16 protein-coding genes are annotated in these 14,951 nt (G+C 69.2%); 9 read left to right on the top strand and 7 right to left on the bottom strand.

Annotated features, from left to right (window positions below):
• Positions 1 to 14 precede the first annotated feature (14 nt).
• The 9 genes from ACIBVN_RS27115 to nshR all read left to right on the top strand — a co-directional run bounded on the left by ACIBVN_RS27115 (position 15) and on the right by nshR (position 6,886).
• On the top strand, positions 15 to 1,070 hold the full coding sequence (locus ACIBVN_RS27115) for an alpha/beta fold hydrolase (RefSeq protein WP_397140938.1): 1,056 nt from the start codon (positions 15 to 17) through the stop codon (positions 1,068 to 1,070).
• Positions 1,067 to 1,525, top strand: a complete 459-nt coding sequence (gene tsaE / locus ACIBVN_RS27110; RefSeq protein WP_397140936.1) for a tRNA (adenosine(37)-N6)-threonylcarbamoyltransferase complex ATPase subunit type 1 TsaE — start codon at positions 1,067 to 1,069, stop codon at positions 1,523 to 1,525. Before ACIBVN_RS27115 ends, tsaE begins: the two co-directional genes overlap by 4 nt.
• 168 nt (positions 1,526 to 1,693) lie before the next feature.
• Positions 1,694 to 2,401, top strand: a complete 708-nt coding sequence (locus ACIBVN_RS27105; protein WP_397140934.1) for a hypothetical protein — start codon at positions 1,694 to 1,696, stop codon at positions 2,399 to 2,401.
• Between the two features lie 3 nt (positions 2,402 to 2,404).
• The gene (locus tag ACIBVN_RS27100) at positions 2,405 to 2,941 is read left to right on the top strand and encodes a class F sortase (protein WP_397140932.1); all 537 of its coding nucleotides are present in this window, start codon (positions 2,405 to 2,407) and stop codon (positions 2,939 to 2,941) included.
• A gap of 32 nt (positions 2,942 to 2,973) precedes the next feature.
• On the top strand, positions 2,974 to 3,903 hold the full coding sequence (locus ACIBVN_RS27095) for an aminoglycoside phosphotransferase family protein (RefSeq protein ID WP_397140930.1): 930 nt from the start codon (positions 2,974 to 2,976) through the stop codon (positions 3,901 to 3,903).
• A 27-nt stretch (positions 3,904 to 3,930) separates the two neighbouring features.
• A complete protein-coding gene (gene tsaB, locus ACIBVN_RS27090) occupies positions 3,931 to 4,575 on the top strand; it encodes a tRNA (adenosine(37)-N6)-threonylcarbamoyltransferase complex dimerization subunit type 1 TsaB (RefSeq protein ID WP_397140928.1) in 645 nt (214 codons plus the stop codon).
• An 11-nt stretch (positions 4,576 to 4,586) separates the two neighbouring features.
• Positions 4,587 to 5,018 carry a ribosomal protein S18-alanine N-acetyltransferase gene (gene rimI / locus ACIBVN_RS27085; RefSeq protein ID WP_397140999.1) on the top strand — a complete coding sequence of 144 codons (432 nt, stop codon included), beginning with the start codon at positions 4,587 to 4,589 and terminating at the stop codon, positions 5,016 to 5,018.
• Complete coding sequence (gene tsaD / locus ACIBVN_RS27080; RefSeq protein ID WP_397140926.1) at positions 5,011 to 6,042, top strand: tRNA (adenosine(37)-N6)-threonylcarbamoyltransferase complex transferase subunit TsaD; 1,032 nt, start codon at positions 5,011 to 5,013, stop codon at positions 6,040 to 6,042. Before rimI ends, tsaD begins: the two co-directional genes overlap by 8 nt.
• A gap of 34 nt (positions 6,043 to 6,076) precedes the next feature.
• Complete coding sequence (gene nshR / locus ACIBVN_RS27075) at positions 6,077 to 6,886, top strand: NshR/TsnR family 23S rRNA methyltransferase (RefSeq protein WP_397140924.1); 810 nt, start codon at positions 6,077 to 6,079, stop codon at positions 6,884 to 6,886.
• Between the two features lie 12 nt (positions 6,887 to 6,898).
• On the opposite strand, the gene ACIBVN_RS27070 is transcribed toward nshR, so the two are convergent.
• The 7 genes from ACIBVN_RS27070 to ACIBVN_RS27040 form a co-directional block, all read right to left on the bottom strand.
• A complete protein-coding gene (locus ACIBVN_RS27070) occupies positions 6,899 to 8,110 on the bottom strand; it encodes an NAD(P)/FAD-dependent oxidoreductase (protein ID WP_397140922.1) in 1,212 nt (403 codons plus the stop codon).
• Between the two features lie 95 nt (positions 8,111 to 8,205).
• Positions 8,206 to 9,186: a Gfo/Idh/MocA family protein gene (locus tag ACIBVN_RS27065; RefSeq protein WP_397140920.1), complete on the bottom strand. Its 981-nt coding sequence runs from the start codon at positions 9,184 to 9,186 to the stop codon at positions 8,206 to 8,208.
• Between the two features lie 4 nt (positions 9,187 to 9,190).
• Positions 9,191 to 10,393 (bottom strand): methyltransferase domain-containing protein, encoded by a 1,203-nt coding sequence (locus ACIBVN_RS27060; protein ID WP_397140918.1) that lies wholly within the window; start codon positions 10,391 to 10,393, stop codon positions 9,191 to 9,193.
• 9 nt (positions 10,394 to 10,402) lie between these two features.
• Positions 10,403 to 11,227, bottom strand: a complete 825-nt coding sequence (locus ACIBVN_RS27055; protein WP_397140916.1) for a class I SAM-dependent methyltransferase — start codon at positions 11,225 to 11,227, stop codon at positions 10,403 to 10,405.
• Positions 11,220 to 12,617, bottom strand: coding sequence for an NDP-hexose 2,3-dehydratase family protein (locus ACIBVN_RS27050; RefSeq protein WP_397140914.1), 1,398 nt, complete (start codon positions 12,615 to 12,617; stop codon positions 11,220 to 11,222). Before ACIBVN_RS27050 ends, ACIBVN_RS27055 begins: the two co-directional genes overlap by 8 nt.
• Complete coding sequence (locus ACIBVN_RS27045; protein WP_397140912.1) at positions 12,614 to 13,753, bottom strand: DegT/DnrJ/EryC1/StrS family aminotransferase; 1,140 nt, start codon at positions 13,751 to 13,753, stop codon at positions 12,614 to 12,616. The genes ACIBVN_RS27050 and ACIBVN_RS27045 overlap by 4 nt, the downstream gene beginning before the upstream one ends.
• Positions 13,750 to 14,943 (bottom strand): macrolide family glycosyltransferase, encoded by a 1,194-nt coding sequence (locus tag ACIBVN_RS27040; protein ID WP_397140910.1) that lies wholly within the window; start codon positions 14,941 to 14,943, stop codon positions 13,750 to 13,752. The genes ACIBVN_RS27045 and ACIBVN_RS27040 overlap by 4 nt, the downstream gene beginning before the upstream one ends.
• Positions 14,944 to 14,951: the final 8 nt, after the last annotated feature.

Genomic DNA, 14,951 nt, shown 5'->3' with positions numbered 1-14,951 from the left:
GAAGGATCGGGGACATGACGACGACGACAACACGGCGCAGGGTAGGAATCGCCGGCGCGCTCGTCGGTGCGGCTTCCGCCGGTGTCGCGGCGGCGGCGCTGGCGAAGCGCTACGCGGTCGGCCGGATCAGGCTGCGCCCCGACACCGAGGCCAGTGAGCCGTTCGGCGAGTTGCGAGGCCGGGAGCGCACGCTCATCACCTCTGACGGGAAGGCGCTGCACGTTGAGATCGACGGGCCTGAGGATGCGCCATTGACCGTCGTGCTCTGTCACGGCTACTGCCTCAGTCTTGAGTCCTGGCACTACCAGCGCAAGGACCTGCGCGAAAACTACCGCGTCGTGCTGTGGGACCAGCGCTCCCACGGGCGCTCGCAGCGCGCCGGCGCCGACGGCAGCACGATCGACCGGCTGGGCGACGACCTGGCCGAGGTGATCGAGCAGTTCGTGCCCGGGCCGTGCGTGCTGGTCGGCCACTCCATGGGCGGCATGACGATCATGGCGCTGGCCGACCGCCATCCAGCGCTGTTCGAGGACAAGATCCGCGGGGTGGCGCTCATCGCGACCTCGGCGGGCAAGCTGGCCGAGCTCACGCTGGGCCTGCCCGCGATGGTGTCCAAGGCGGTGCACAAGATCGCGCCCACCACGGTCTCGATGCTGGGCAAGCGCGGCGCGCTGGCCGACCGCGCCCGCCACGCGGGCAGCGACATCGCGTTCCTGATCACCCGCTACATGGGCTTCGGCGACTCCAAGAACATCAGCCCGACCGTGGTCGACTTCGCCGAGTCGATGATCAGGGCGACGCCGACCGAGGTGTTCGCCGACTTCTACCCCGCGCTGATGAACCACGACAAGCTCTCCGCGCTCCACATGCTCGACCCGGTGCCCACCGCGATCCTGGTGGGCGACCGCGACTGGCTGACCCCGCCCGACCACAGCAAGGCCATCGCGGCCGCGCTGCCGAAGGCGCAGCTCACCGAGGTGCCCGACACGTCCCACCTGATCCAGTTGGAGCGGCCGGGCGTGGTGAATGACGCGCTGCGCGACCTGCTCAAGAGGGTGGAGCTGCAGTGAGGCTCGCGACCCCCGAAGACATGCGCGCGTACGGCGCCCGCCTGGCCGCGCTGCTGCGCCCAGGAGACCTGCTCGTCCTGTCGGGCGCGCTCGGCGCGGGCAAGACCACGCTCGTGCAGGGCATCGCCGAAGGGCTCAAGGTGCGTGGCCCGATCACCTCGCCCACGTTCGTGATCGCCAGGGTGCATCCCTCGCTGCGCCAGGGGCCGCCGCTCGTGCACGTGGACGCATACCGGCTGGGCGGCGACCTCGAGGTGGACGACCTCGACCTGGACGCCTCGCTGGAGGAGTCGATCACCGTCGTCGAATGGGGCGAGGGGCTGGTCGAGGGCCTGGCCGACGACCGGCTGGAGATCCACATCGACCGCGAGGCGGGCGAGGAGGCTCGCATCGTGACCCTCCGAGGTGTGGGCCCCAGGTGGGCCGACACGCCGTCTGAACCGGGCGAAGATTAAAATCCCGGTCAGTTTTCGGCAATCCTGGCACCCTTGACGTACCAGGCCGACGACATAAATCATGATCGTTGGTCAGGGATTGGCCCAGATTTTCTGGGTATCACGAGGGGCGACATCCATAGTTCTGATGGATGCTGGGTTGCAGGACGGCAAAGTGGGGTGCGGCCGGTGCTCGGGTTCAGGCGAGTCGCGTACGCGGGAGCCATCGTCATGGTCGGTCTGACCGGCTGCACGGCCTCCGCCGAGACCAATCCGACGGGCACGCCCACGCCCACGTCCACCTCCACGTCCACCCCCACGTCCATCCCCACAGCCAGCGGCACGGCATCGCCGACCGGCACTGCGACGACCAGCCCGAAGCCGACCGCCACCCGGCAGACCATCTCGGTCCAGCTCAACCCCGACCGGGTCACCGCCGGCGAGACCTCCAAGGTCTGGATCCTGGCCAACTGCCCGGTCCCGACCGGCGGCCCCGCGCACACCGGCACCGGGACGTCCAGGGCGTTCGTCAACGGCGTCGTGCTCAACCCGGTCCCCGCGGCGTCGGCCACCGCGACCGCCACGCCCGCCACCGGCGGGTCGCCCTGGGTGCGCGGCGAGGCGCAGGTCTCGGGAACGGTCCGGCGCGGCTCCTACCGGGTCGACGTCAAATGCGACGGCACCAACGACATGGGCCGGGCCACGCTCAGGGTCGGCGCGGCCGAGCCCGTGCCGTCCACCGTGCCGAGCAAGGCGCCCAAGGCGGGCGGCGGCGGCACGTACGGGATGGACGCCAGTGACGACTCCTCGATCCCGATCGGCCCCGCGGGCGTGCTCATCGGCCTGGCGCTGGCCGCGGGCATCGGCGTGGCGATCAAGCGTCGCAGCCGGGCGTAGGTGATGGCCCGCCCTGGACGGGTGGTGCTCGCGGGTGCGGTCACGGGCCTGGTGCTGGTGGCGTTCGGCAAGGGCATGCAGACGGGCACCACCCCTGCCGCGGCCGTAGTGCCCGAGAGCATCGACATCCCCGCGATCGACCTCGAGGCGCCGCTGATGAAGCTCGGCCTGGCCAAGAACGGCGAGGTCGAGCTGCCGCCGTACGAGAAGCCGAAGGTGGCCGGGTGGTACACCGGCAGCGTCGTGCCCGGCGAGAAGGGCGCCTCGGTGATCATCGGCCACGTCGACACCAAGTCGGCGCCCGCCGTGTTCTACCGGCTCAAGCAGTTACGCAAGGGCGAGACCGTCAAGGTCGAGCGCAGTGACGGCAAGGTCGTGAGCTTCAAGGTCGACGCGATCGAGCAGGTGCACAAGGACAGCTTCCCCGCCAGGCGCGTGTACGTCGAGGACGGGCTCAAGCTGGTCACCTGCGGCGGCAAGTTCGACTACGCCAAGGGCGAGTACCTGGACAACATCATCGTGTACGCCTCCCGCGCCTGAAAAACGTTTGCGCCTTCCGAGATCATGGAGGCATGAGCGCAGACACGAACCCGCCCGCGTCCGGCGTCCGGGTGCCCTGGCACGAGGTGCACCCGAAGGCGCGCGCGGCGGTGGAGGAGTTCCTGGGCGGGCGCGTGGCCGAGGCGGTCACCCAGTCAGGAGGCTTCTCCCCGGCGGCCGCGGTACGACTTCGCACGGAGGACGGCAGGCGCGCCTTCGTCAAGGCCGTCGGCCCTGAGCCGAACCCCGACTCCGTCCGCATCTACCGCGCCGAGCTCGAGATCGCCGCCGCCCTGCCGGAGTCCGCGCCCGCGCCCAGGCTGCTGACCGGCTTCGAGCTGGAGGGCTGGGTCGTGCTGGTCTTCGAGGACGTCGAGGGGGAGCATCCCGCGATGCCGTGGCGGCGCGACCAGCTCGACCGGGTGCTGGCGGCCGTCGAGGAGATGTCGGCCGCGCTCACCCCGGCCCCGATGGACGCGCCGCCGGTCGGCGAGGTGTTCGGCTCGTCGTTCCACGGCTGGCGCGACCTGCTGGAGGAGGATACCGACGGGCTCGACCCGTGGGCGCTGCGCCACCTCGCCGAGCTGGCCGAGCTGGAGTCCGGGTGGACCGAGGCGGCGGCGGGTGACACCTTGGTCCACGCCGATGTGCGGGCCGACAACATCCTGCTCACCGATGACCGGGTCTACTTCGTGGACTGGCCGTGGGCCTGCGTGGGCGCCTCGTGGATCGACCGGTTGTGCATGTTGCCCTCGGTGGGCATGCAGGGCGGACCCGCGCCGCACGAGCTGTTCGACGAGCCTGATCCGGCGGTGACCGCGGTGCTGGCCGCAGTCACCGGATATTTCGTGCGTCACGGCCGCCTGCCTGACCCGCCGGGGCTCCCGACGCTCAGGGCGTTCCAGCGTGCCCAGGGAGTGGTCGCGCTCGACTGGCTGAAAATCCGTACGGGCTGGGTCTGACCCGTTCGGCGGGTAGGCTAGACAGTCGTGCTGGTCCTGGCCTTTGATACCGCGACGCCCGCCGTCACCGCCGCGCTCCACGACGGTGAGCGGGTGCTCGCCGAGCACACGACGATCGACGCCCGGCGCCACGGCGAGCTGCTCGTCCCCACCATTGAGCGCGTCGTGCGCGAGGCGGGCGCGGCGCTGCGCGACGTGACCGCCATCGTGGCCGGCAGCGGCCCCGGCCCCTACACCGGGCTGCGCGTCGGGCTGATGACCGCGCAGGGGCTCGCCACCACGCTGGGCGTTCCCGCGTACGGCGTGTGCACCCTCGACGCGGTCGCCTACGGCAGCGGGCTCGCCGAGCCGTTCCTGGTGGCCACCGACGCGCGGCGCAAAGAGGTGTTCTGGGCGCGATATTCAGACATGCGCACCAGGCTCGACGGGCCCTTCGTCGACCGGCCCGCCGACGTGCCGGTGGAGGGGCTGCCGGTGGTGGGCGCCGGCGCCGCGCTCTACGCCGAGATCCTCGGGAAGAACGACGCGCCGCCATACCCCTACGCGGGAGCCCTGGCCGCGCTGGCCGCCGAGCGCCTCGCCGAGGGCACGCCGCTCGGTCCGCCGCGCCCGATCTACCTGCGCAGGCCCGACGCCGTGGTGCCCGGGGCGCCCAAGAGGGTGACGGCGTGAAGCTCAGGCGGATGACCGAGGCCGACCTGCCGGCGGTCATGGCGATCGAACGGACCACGTTCCCGCTCGACGCGTGGAGCGAGGGCATGATGCGCGGCGAGCTGGCCGACATGCCGCGCTCGCGCCACTACGTGGTGGCGGTCGTGGACGACGAGATCGTCGCGTACGCCGGGCTCGCCGCCGCCGCCGATCAGGCCGACGTGCAGACCATCGCGGTGCTCGAACAGCACCGGGGCACCGGCATCGGCGGCGCGTTGCTGACCGAGCTGCTGGCCGAGGCGACCCGGAGGGGGGCGCGGGAGATCTTCCTTGAGGTACGCGCCGACAACCCGCAGGCGCAGGCGGTTTACCGGCATTACGGGTTCGAGGAGATCGGCACCCGCCGCCGCTACTACGACGACGGCACCGACGCGATCATGATGAGAAGGAAGCTTGGTGACTGACGCACCTTTGGTCCTGGGCATCGAGACCTCCTGCGACGAGACCGGCATCGGCATCGTCAGGGGCCACACCCTGCTGGCCAACACGATCGCCTCCAGCATGGACGAGCACGCGCGCTTCGGCGGCGTGGTGCCCGAGGTCGCCTCGCGCGCCCACCTGGAGGCCATGACACCGACCGTCGAGGCCGCGCTGGCCGCGGCGGGCCTGAAGTTCTCCGACATCGACGCCATCGCCGTCACCGCGGGGCCGGGGCTGGCGGGCGCGCTGCTGGTGGGGGTGGCCGCGGCCAAGTCGTACGCGCTCGGCCTCGGCGTCCCCCTCTACGGCGTCAACCACCTGGCCGCCCACGTCGCCGTCGACCAGCTCGAACACGGGCCGCTGCCCAAGCCGTGCATCGCCCTGCTGGTGTCGGGCGGCCACTCGTCGCTGCTGCTCGTGCCCGACGTGGCCCAGGACGTGATCTCGCTCGGCTCGACGGTCGACGACGCGGCCGGTGAGGCGTTCGACAAGGTGGCCCGGGTGCTGGGGCTGCCGTTCCCCGGCGGCCCGCACATCGACAGGTCCGCCCGCGACGGCTCGGGCACGGCCATCACGTTCCCGCGCGGCAAGATCGACGACGGCACGCTCGACTTCTCCTTCTCCGGGCTCAAGACGGCCGTGGCCCGCTGGGTCGAGGCCCGCGAGACGTCAGGGCAGTCCGTCCACGTGCCCGACGTGGCCGCCTCGTTCCAGGAGGCCGTGGTCGACGTGCTGACCCGCAAGGCGCTGCAGGCGTGCCGGAAGTACGACGTGCACGACCTGCTGATCGGCGGCGGCGTGGCGGCCAACTCGCGGCTGCGCGCGCTGGCCCAGGAGCGGTGCGACGCGGCAGGCGTGCGCCTGCGGGTGCCCCGTCCGGGGCTGTGCACCGACAACGGCGCCATGGTCGCCGCCCTGGGCTCCAATCTGGTCGCCGCCGGGATCTCCCCGTCGACCCTCGAGATCCCCGCCGACTCGTCGCTGCCGATCACGACAGTCCATGTGTGAGCCCCCGGGGGCGCTGCAAGGCTAGGATCGACTCATGACAGAGTTGGAAACCATTGTAAATATCTCTGACCCCGCAGTGCAAAGAATTATCGATGTCACGAAGCATTCGAGGTCCAGCATCAGGACCACGTTGATCGAGGACGTCGAGCCTCTTATGCAGTGCATCAGGACCGGGGTGGATTTCATTGAGATATACAGCAGCGACACCAGTCCGATCCCTGATGAGTTGCTCGAACTGTGCCGGCGCCAGAAAATAGCGGTCCGCCTGATTGACTCGTCGATCGTCAATCAGTTGTTCAAGGCGGAGCGTAAGGCCAAGACGTTCGGCATCGCGCGCGTCCCCCGCCCGGCCAGATTCAGTGACATCGCAAAAGACGGTGGGGACGTCGTCGTTCTCGACGGAGTGAAGATCGTCGGGAACATCGGCGCGATAGTGCGGACGTCGCTCGCGCTCGGCGCTTCGGGGATCATACTTGTCGACAGCGATCTCACCAGCATCGCCGACCGGCGTTTGCTGAGGGCCAGCCGAGGCTATGTCTTTTCACTTCCCATAGTCCTCTCCAGCCGCGAGGAAGCGATCGCCTTCATGCGAGACCGCGGCATGCCGTTGATGGTGTTCGATGCCGAAGGCGAGCTCGAGGTGAATGACCTCGGCGCCAACGAGGACCAGCTGGCTCTGGTGTTCGGCAGCGAAAAAGGCGGGCCTTCCGACCTGTTCAGTGAAGCGTCTTCTGCTTCGGTCTCGATTCCGATGATCAGCTCCACCGAGTCCCTCAATGTTTCGGTTTCGGTGGGGATTGCGCTACATGCCAGGATTCGCCGAAATTTCGCAGCCAATCGGTGAGTAACTCGCGCATCAGGCGGTGACGCGCGGCTGAAACGCCTTGATCACCTCGGACTCCGAGGTGAAGGAACCGCCGAACCTGTCGACCTGCCAGGCGTCGAGGGACTCCTGGTCCGCTTCGCCGTGGGCGATGAACTCGGCCAGCACCCTGGCATACCCCGGTCCGAAAGTGATGCCCGCCTCGTTGTCGCCGGTCAGCACGTGCAGTCCGGTGAGACCCGGGACCTGGCCGACGAGCGCGCGCCCGTCCGGGGTGTAGCAGGGCGCGCCGTGCTTGAGCCGGATGCTCGTGGCCTGCCCCAGGACCGGGATGAAGCTCGCCGCCTGCTCTCCGACCCGCCGCACCTGCATCACGCCGTCGAGGGGGATCTCGTCGAGACGGTCGGGGACCTCGGCGTCGAGGAGGATGTCCCGTGGATAGCTCCGGTACGTGCCGCCCCACAGCAGTGCGCCGTCCTGACCGCGGAGCCAGAGCGGGATGTCCTCCGCGGGATTGCCGGGAATCACGCCCATGACGATGAGCGTGGGCAGAGATTCGGGAATCCCGATCGGCCCGGTGGTGATGCGCGAAGTGAGCCGCGGAGCCAGGGGCAGGAAGGCGCCCAACGGTTCGAGCAGCCGGTTGCTCCAAGCTCCGGTCGCCAGGACCACGTCATCGCATTCCACGAGCCCTGTAGGGGTGTCGACGGCCACGACGCGTTCACCGTTGAGGCGCAGGCCGGTAACGGGTCTGCGGGTGTCGATCACGCCACCCCGCGCGAGGAAGAGTTCGGCCAGAGCCGCGCCCAGCAAAGGAGGATGAACATGGGCGCCGTTCGGGTCGAGCAGACCGCCGACGACCCTGTCGCCGGCCACGAGGTCGTTCGTCAATTCCGCGATTCGCGCCGGATCGACGAGCACGTTGCCCTCGGCTCCCATCCGGAGTCCCTGCCACGACCGCTCATCCGCGGCCACGTAGAGCGTGCCGTTCCGCCGGAAGCCGATGTCGTGACCGGCCGCCTGCGTCTTCTCGTAGAAGTCCAGGGCATAACCGGCGGAGGCCGTCTCCGGCGGGTACGCCGCCCAGCCCGAGAGAAAGCCTCCGCCCGCGGCACTGGTGCCCTGAAACACGCCGTCCCGCTCCAGTAACCGGACCCGCTCCACGCCCTGCTCGACAAGGTGGAGTGCGAGCAGGCAGCCCATGACCCCACCACCTACGACAACGACATCGGCCCTGTCGGACATCGGCCTACTTCCTTCCCACGGTCCACTTGGTTGGCGCGCAAGGGGCGCATGACCGGCATGCGCTCTGCGGCTGAATGGGCATTCCTGCAGTTCGCTCACCCGGCACGGGACCGCTCCCCGTGGTCGGAGATCTGGTCGGTCAGCTCGGCCCGTCGCACCAGCAGCTGTCCGACGGAGGCATCCCCGCCGACCGGAGTCGCGGACGTGACCAGGCCCGTGAAGTGCCGGAGAATGTTCTCCCACTGTTCGTCCGGTGCGACCGTCCTCCGCTCCAGCCGCCCCTTGCTCTCCAGCAGAATCACCGGCCGGTGCTCGGACGGAGTGGTGAACACGTGCTCCACGGTGAGCGATCCCCGGCTGCCCAGGAACTGGTACCCGGAGGCGTATCGCGTCGTCATGCCGAACAGCAGCCGTACGTCGACATCGTCCGGTGCGGCCAGCCGCGCAGCGCCGATCAGGTCCACCCCGACAGCGTGGTCGTACCTCAGCACGGCGTCGGTCACCTTCAGGTCCGTGCCGAGGAAGTGAAGTGCCGCACGGAGGGGATAAACGCCGACGTCGAGCAGTGCGCCTCCGCCGAGTTCGGGCTTGAGCCGGATGTCCCCGGGAGGGCGGGGCGGCACCGCGAAGGCGGCTGTGAACCCGCGTAGCTCGCCGATCTCGCCCCCGGCCAGCAACTGACGCACTGCGGCATGCTGCGAGTGGTGAACGAAGGCGAAGTTCTCCATGAGCGTCAGCTTCCTGGCCCGTGCCAGTTTGACCAGCCGGTGAACCTCCTCGCCGCCAGTGGCCAGGGGCTTCTCGGCGAAGACGTGCTTGCCCGCCAGCAGGGCACGCTCGATCCACCGGGCGCGCAGCCCCGCGGGCACGGGCACGTAGACGGCGTCCACGTCGTCCCGCTCCAGCAGCCGCTCGTACCCCGTGACCGGCGTGCCCCCGAAGCGTTCGGCGAACGCCCGCGCTCTGGAGGGCGATCGGCTGGCCAGCGCCACCAGCTCGGCGCCCGCCACGCTGGCCAGCGCGGGCAGGAACCGGCGATCGGCGATGTCGGCGCAGCCGAGCACCCCGAAGCGCACGCTGTCAGACAATGTGTACCCCGGGCACGTACATGATCCACTGGCCGCCGTGTTGCCTGAATGCCTGCTCCTTGGCCATGATCTCCTCGGCGTGGTTCCAGGCGAAGAGCAGGGCGTAGTCCGGGTAGGGGTCGGCGAAGCTCTCCGGAGCGAGCACGGGGATGTGAGAGCCGGGAGTGAGCCGTCCCTGCTTGCCCGGTGTCGAATCGCAGATGTACGGGATCAGGTCGGGCCCGATGCCGCAGTAGTTCAGGATGGTCGCGCTCTTGGCTGTCGCGCCGTAGCCGACCACCCGGCGGCCCTCCTCACGGAGCCGGGTGAGCAGCGTCACCAACTCGTCGCGGATGTCCGCGGCCCGCCGCGCGAAGTCATCGAAGACGGAGAAGTCGACGGGCTCCGACGCGCGCAGCCTGCCCACCTCCGGGCCGATCACACGCCGGCCCGGGCGGCTGATCGTGTAGCGGATCGTGCCACCGTGCACGGGCAGGTGCTCGATGTCGGACAGCTCCAGGCCGTGCAGCTGCACCAGCGCCTGCACCGACCGGACCGAGAACAGGTAGAAGTGCTCGTCGTAGATCTGGTCGAAGGCGGTCTGCTCGAGGATGTCGCCCAGGTACCGGTCCTCGATCACGAAGACTCCGTCCTCGGCCAGGAGCTTGTCCACGCCGCGGAAGACGGAGTCGAGATACGAGATGTGGCTCACCGTGTTGGCCGAGTAGATGACATCTGCCTGCCCGTCCCTGGCGAGGATGGTCCCGGCCGTCGTCTCGTCGAAGAAGTCGACCTGGACCCGCACTCCGGACTCGGCGGACGCCTCGGCGGCGCCGCCGGACGGATCGACTCCGAGGTGCCGGATCCCGGCCTCGCTGATCGTCTTCAGCATGACGCCGTCGTTGCTGCCGATCTCCACGATGAACGGATCGCGGCCGGACAGCTCGGTTGCCAGAAAGCGCCGGGCGACCGCCTCGAAATGCTGGCGCATCAGCGCCGAGCCGGAGGATCGGTAGGGATAGTCGGCGTGGAACATCTTCTGCCGCGGGATCTCCTCCGCCTGCTGAACCATCATGCAGGACTCGCAGACCCCCACCTGTAGCCGATAGAGGAACTCGTTCTCACGCGCGGCCGGTAGGAGGAAGGCGTCAGAGATGGGCTGAGGCCCCAAGTCAAAGAATTTGCGGACATTTCCGGAACAGATGCGGCATTTCACGACTGTCTCCTAGGAAAGCGCGAAGAGGTTGAGCTTGTAGCTGTCACGGTTCCTTCCGCCTCCCGCCAGCCCCCACCCGACCCGGTACAGCGTCGGCAGCCTCTTGCTGACGGCCGGGGGCAACTGGGCCAGGTTGCACGACTCCAGCAGCGTGGCGCCCACATCCCACCGCTCCACCTCGGCGGGGTCGTCGCACACCCAGCTCATCGTGACGTTGGCCCGCCTGGCCACGTCGCGGGCGCCGAGGAACTCGACCATGGTGCGCCCGAACGTGTCCAGGGCGAACCGGGCGCCGGGAAAGCGCTCGCTCATCCGCCGCACCAGCGCGCGGACCTGCTCCTCTTCCAGGTAGACGAGCACCGCTTCCGAGACGAAGAAGTACGGCCCAGGCCGCTTCGCCACCTCCGCCGGCCACGAGTCGTCCAGCACGGAGGCGGCCACGAGCGCGCGCCGGTCGGACTCCTCGAAGAAGCGGCGGCGCAACGCCATCGAGTCGGGCAGGTCCAGGTCGATCCAGTGCACGCTGCCGTTGTCCACCCGCTCGAAGCGGGTGTTCAACCCGGCGCCGATCTCGACCACGGTGCCGGAGGGGTGCTCCTTGAGGAAGCCTCCCACCCACTCGTCCAGGACGGCGGTACGGAGCGCGCAGGCGAACAGAGAGTGGGGATTGGCATCCAGACTGGCGAAGTCGTAGTCGATTGCCGCGACCATCTCCACCGCCTTGGGGTCGTGCAGAACACCGCGGGGTTTCGCGGTCTCCACGGCCCTGCCGTACAGGGGGATGAGCATGGTCTCCTGGATCGTGCTCAGCTTCACCAAGGTGTTCTCAGACATGGGAGAGCCTTTCGACGGAGCCCGACAGGCTGTGCAGGCATGCGACCAGACTGCGCGACTGGATGTTGAGGTAGTTGCTGTGCCGGAGGAGATCGACCAGTTGCGCCAGCGTCATCCAGCGGAAGGCCGGCCCTTCGAGGCCCTCGGCCGACGGCACCTCGACGACGAGGTAGCGCGTGCGGGTCTGGTAGAAGCGCCCACCCTCCTCCGACAGCGTCACGTCGAGCCTGATCTGGTCGGGGTGGGCCGACAGCACCTCGGCGACGAACGGCGGCAGCCGCTCGTGGTTCCTGGGCGTGCATTGCACGGTCGGCGCCAGCTCGATCACGTCCACGTACCCGGGCTCGACCCGGGCCTGCATGAGGGCGTGCAGCACGCCGTCGATCCTGGTGACGACCAGCGCCGCCAGCCCCGGCTCGGCAGCCGAGATCATGGGCTGCATCCACCGATCCACTTCGCGGCCGGCCGCGGTGACGTTCACCCCGACCACCTCGAAGAACAGTCCGCGCTCATGGGAGATCCGCCCGTCGGCGCGGCGCCATTGCGTCAGCCGGTTGATGGGCACACGCCTCGCGGTGATCCGGGTGAGGGAGCGGAGCTCGGTGATCCAGCTCAGGATCGCGTTCGTGCCGTGCCGGCTGCGGGGGTCGCCGTCGTAGGAGCGGATCAGGGCATCCTGGAAGCTGTCCGCGGGCGGAGCGAACGAGGGCAGCAGGCCGGTTCCGGCGAACGGCAGGCAGGACAGCACCGTCCGCGTGTCCATGTTCACCAGATCATCTCTTGCGAGCAGCTGGTGCAGGTCGCCCAGGGTGAGCCAGTGGAACCCGTCCAGGAGCTCGACGTCCTCGCGGACCTCCACCACCATGTTGCGGTTGCGCTTGTGGTAGAACCAGGCGCCCTGCTCGGACTGCCGGACGTCGGAGATGACGACGTGACCCTCGGTCCTGCGGAAGTAGTCCAGGTACGGCACCTCCCGCCCGCCGTGTAACCGCGTGTAGTTGCTCCGGGTGGCCTGGACCGTGGGGGAGAGCTGGGTTCCGTTGTGGTTGCCCGGCTCGGCCTTGGCCTGCATCAGGCAGTGCAGGACCCCGTCGAACTCCTTGACCAGGATGCCGAGCACGCCGATCTCCGGCTGGTGGATGATCGGCTGGTCCCAGTGAGAGATCGGGCGATCGGGCACGTGGACGTCGAGGCCCTCGATGGTGTAGAAGCCGCCGCTCTCATGCCCGATGTTGCCGGTGACCGGATCGGTGTGCCACCCCTTCAGCTCTTCCAGCGGGACCGGCTCCACGTGCATGAAGCCGGTCCGGTGGCTGGCTTCGTACCAGCTGTGGAAGTCCTCCAGGTCCGAGCGGGTGAGGACGGACTCGGCTATCCGCCGCGATATCACCGCGACCTCCTGGCGATGGATTCCCGCAGCGCGGTGACGACCGTCTTCAGGTCCGTGTCGCTCAGGGCCTGGTGCAGCGGCAGGCAGAGGGTCCGGGCCGCGGCCTGCTCGGCCCCGGGCAGCGGCCCGTCGGCGCCGTAGATCGCGACCTTGTGCAGCAGCGGGTAGCGGAACGTCGTGTACACGCCCTGCTCGTACAGGTCGCGGGCGACGGCGTCACGCAGCTCCGCGGGCAGTTGTACCCAGTAGAAGTAGTGGGAGCCCTCGTGCCCGGCCGGCAGCGGCGGGGGCAGCTCCAGCCCGTCGATCCCGGCCAGCTCGCGGTCGTAGTAGTCGACCACGAATCGGCGGCGGCGCAGGAAGTCGGGCAGTCTGCCCAGCTGGACCCCGCCGATCGCGGCCAGCACGTCGTTCATGATCGAACGACGGGAGAAGGAAGAGACCTCGATCTCCCACCAGCGGTTGGCGCTCTTCTCCGCCTGGGAGAAGCCGGTGAAGTGCTCCAATCCGAGATAGGCCAGTTTCGCGGCGCGTTCGGCGAGCTCGGCGTCCCTCGCGTAGAGCATTCCGCCGTCCACCGCCACAGCGATCTTCCCGTGATCGAAGCTCCACAGCCCGATGTCGCCGAAGGTTCCGCAGGCTCGGCCGTCCACTCGGGAGGCGACGGCGTTGGCGGCGTCTTCGATGAGGTGGATTCCGCGCCGTCGGCACAGCTCGGCGATCGCCGCGATCTCGCCGGGATATCCGCCGAAGTGCAGCACCAGTACGGCCTTGGTGGCCGGGGTCAGTGCCGCTTCGATGTCCGCCACCGTCGGGTTGAGCGTCCTCTCCGCGACGTCGCAGAAGACCGGACGGGCGCCGTGGGCGGCGATCGCGTTGGCCGCGCTGACGAAGCTCACCGTCGGCAGCACCACGTCGTCACCGGGGCCGAGCCCCAGCAGCTGCACGGCCAGGAAGGTCGCCTCGGTGCAGGAATTGACCGAGGTCACGTGTTCGGTGCCGACACCGATGTGTTCGGCGAAGGCCTGCTCGAACTGCTCCACTCTCCGGCCCTTGCCGATCCAGTTGCTCTCGAAGACCTCCTTGACCGCCGCGAGCTCCGCCTCGCCCAGCATCGGCTGAAAGACGTTGATCATTTTGCCTCCGCGAGCACCTTCTCGATCTGGTCGGCGGCGAGCTCACCGCCACCGGAGTCATGCAGGGCCTGCCGCATCGCCGCGGCACGTGCCGTGGTCTCCTCGTCGCCGAGCAGCCGCTCCACCGCCTTTCGCAGCAGGTCGCCCCGGATCTCCTCGGGCTCGAGCACGTAGCCGAGGCCCATCTCCTTGACCCGCTGGTGGATGTCCACCAGTGGGGTGACGGGCGCTACCACGATCGGCCGTCCCCAGTGGAAGGCCTCCATCACGCTGCCCAGCCCGCCGTGGGTGACCAGCACGCGGGCGTGTTCCAGCACCCGCAGGTGCGGAACCCAGCGGTGCACCTCGACATTGGGCGGCAGCGGCCCGAGGGTGGCAGGGTCCACCCCTTCCCCCAGCGAGATCACCACGTGCAGCGGGGCGTCGGCGAACGCCTCGACGCAACCGCGGAAGAAGCCGGGGTGGGCGTTGTAGACGGTGCCGAGCGAGATCAGGATCACGGGCAGCCCGGTGCCTGGAGGCTGCCAATCGCCGAGGAAGGACCGTGTGCCCAGGCACGGCCCCACGAAAACGTAGCGACGGTCCGCCTCGCCCTTGTGGAAGGAGCGGGGCAGGAAGACCAGGTTGTGCTCCTCCACCGGGGTCCTGAGGTAGTCCTCGATCGCCAGGTCGATCCCGTGGGCCCGCAACACCTCGGTCATCTTCGCCCGTGTGTCGGCGAAGGCCGAGGGCGCCGCCTGCCGGGTGCGGGGCCTGCCGCCGCTGGTGTTCTGCGCCCAGAACTGCCTGGCGTAGACGGGGGTGGGGATCGTCTGCACGGCGGGCACCGCCCAGGTCCCGGCCAGCATCCGGCCGGGACCTGAGGCCATCTGGTCGTAGACCACCGCGTCCGGCGGGCCGCCGGGCAGCCCTTCCCGCGCCGCGGCCACGATGGCCGCGGTCTCCGAGACCATCAGCTCGAAACCCTTCATGGGGTCGGACTTGGCCAGCATCGCGGACAGGTCGCTGGCGGCCATCTCCGAGGGATAGCGGATGGGGTGTCCGCCCGCGCCCCGCACCGCCTCGGCGTACTTGTCGGCGATCAGATAGCTGACCCGGTGCCCCCGCCGGGCCAGCTCCTCCACCACTCCCAAGGTGGGAAGGACGTGGCCGTGCACAGGCATGGCCACGAAGGCGATGTGATGCCCCATCGGACTCT

The organism is Nonomuraea sp. NPDC049400, assembly GCF_044466425.1.
Lineage (GTDB): Bacteria > Actinomycetota > Actinomycetes > Streptosporangiales > Streptosporangiaceae > Nonomuraea.
This window is presented reverse-complemented; position numbering and strand designations above follow the sequence as displayed.

What these genes read in the sequence shown, in the direction of transcription:
- ACIBVN_RS27115 (WP_397140938.1), top strand. Translation starts at nt 15, where the DNA reads ATGACGACGACGACAACACGGCGCAGGGTAGGAATCGCCGGCGCGCTC.
- ACIBVN_RS27100 (WP_397140932.1), top strand. Translation starts at nt 2,405, where the DNA reads ATGGCCCGCCCTGGACGGGTGGTGCTCGCGGGTGCGGTCACGGGCCTG.
- ACIBVN_RS27095 (WP_397140930.1), top strand. Translation starts at nt 2,974, where the DNA reads ATGAGCGCAGACACGAACCCGCCCGCGTCCGGCGTCCGGGTGCCCTGG.
- rimI (WP_397140999.1), top strand. Translation starts at nt 4,587, where the DNA reads ATGACCGAGGCCGACCTGCCGGCGGTCATGGCGATCGAACGGACCACG.
- nshR (WP_397140924.1), top strand. Translation starts at nt 6,077, where the DNA reads ATGACAGAGTTGGAAACCATTGTAAATATCTCTGACCCCGCAGTGCAA.
- ACIBVN_RS27070 (WP_397140922.1), bottom strand. Translation starts at nt 8,110, where the DNA reads ATGTCCGACAGGGCCGATGTCGTTGTCGTAGGTGGTGGGGTCATGGGC.
- ACIBVN_RS27055 (WP_397140916.1), bottom strand. Translation starts at nt 11,227, where the DNA reads ATGTCTGAGAACACCTTGGTGAAGCTGAGCACGATCCAGGAGACCATG.
- ACIBVN_RS27045 (WP_397140912.1), bottom strand. Translation starts at nt 13,753, where the DNA reads ATGATCAACGTCTTTCAGCCGATGCTGGGCGAGGCGGAGCTCGCGGCG.
- ACIBVN_RS27040 (WP_397140910.1), bottom strand. Translation starts at nt 14,943, where the DNA reads ATGGGGCATCACATCGCCTTCGTGGCCATGCCTGTGCACGGCCACGTC.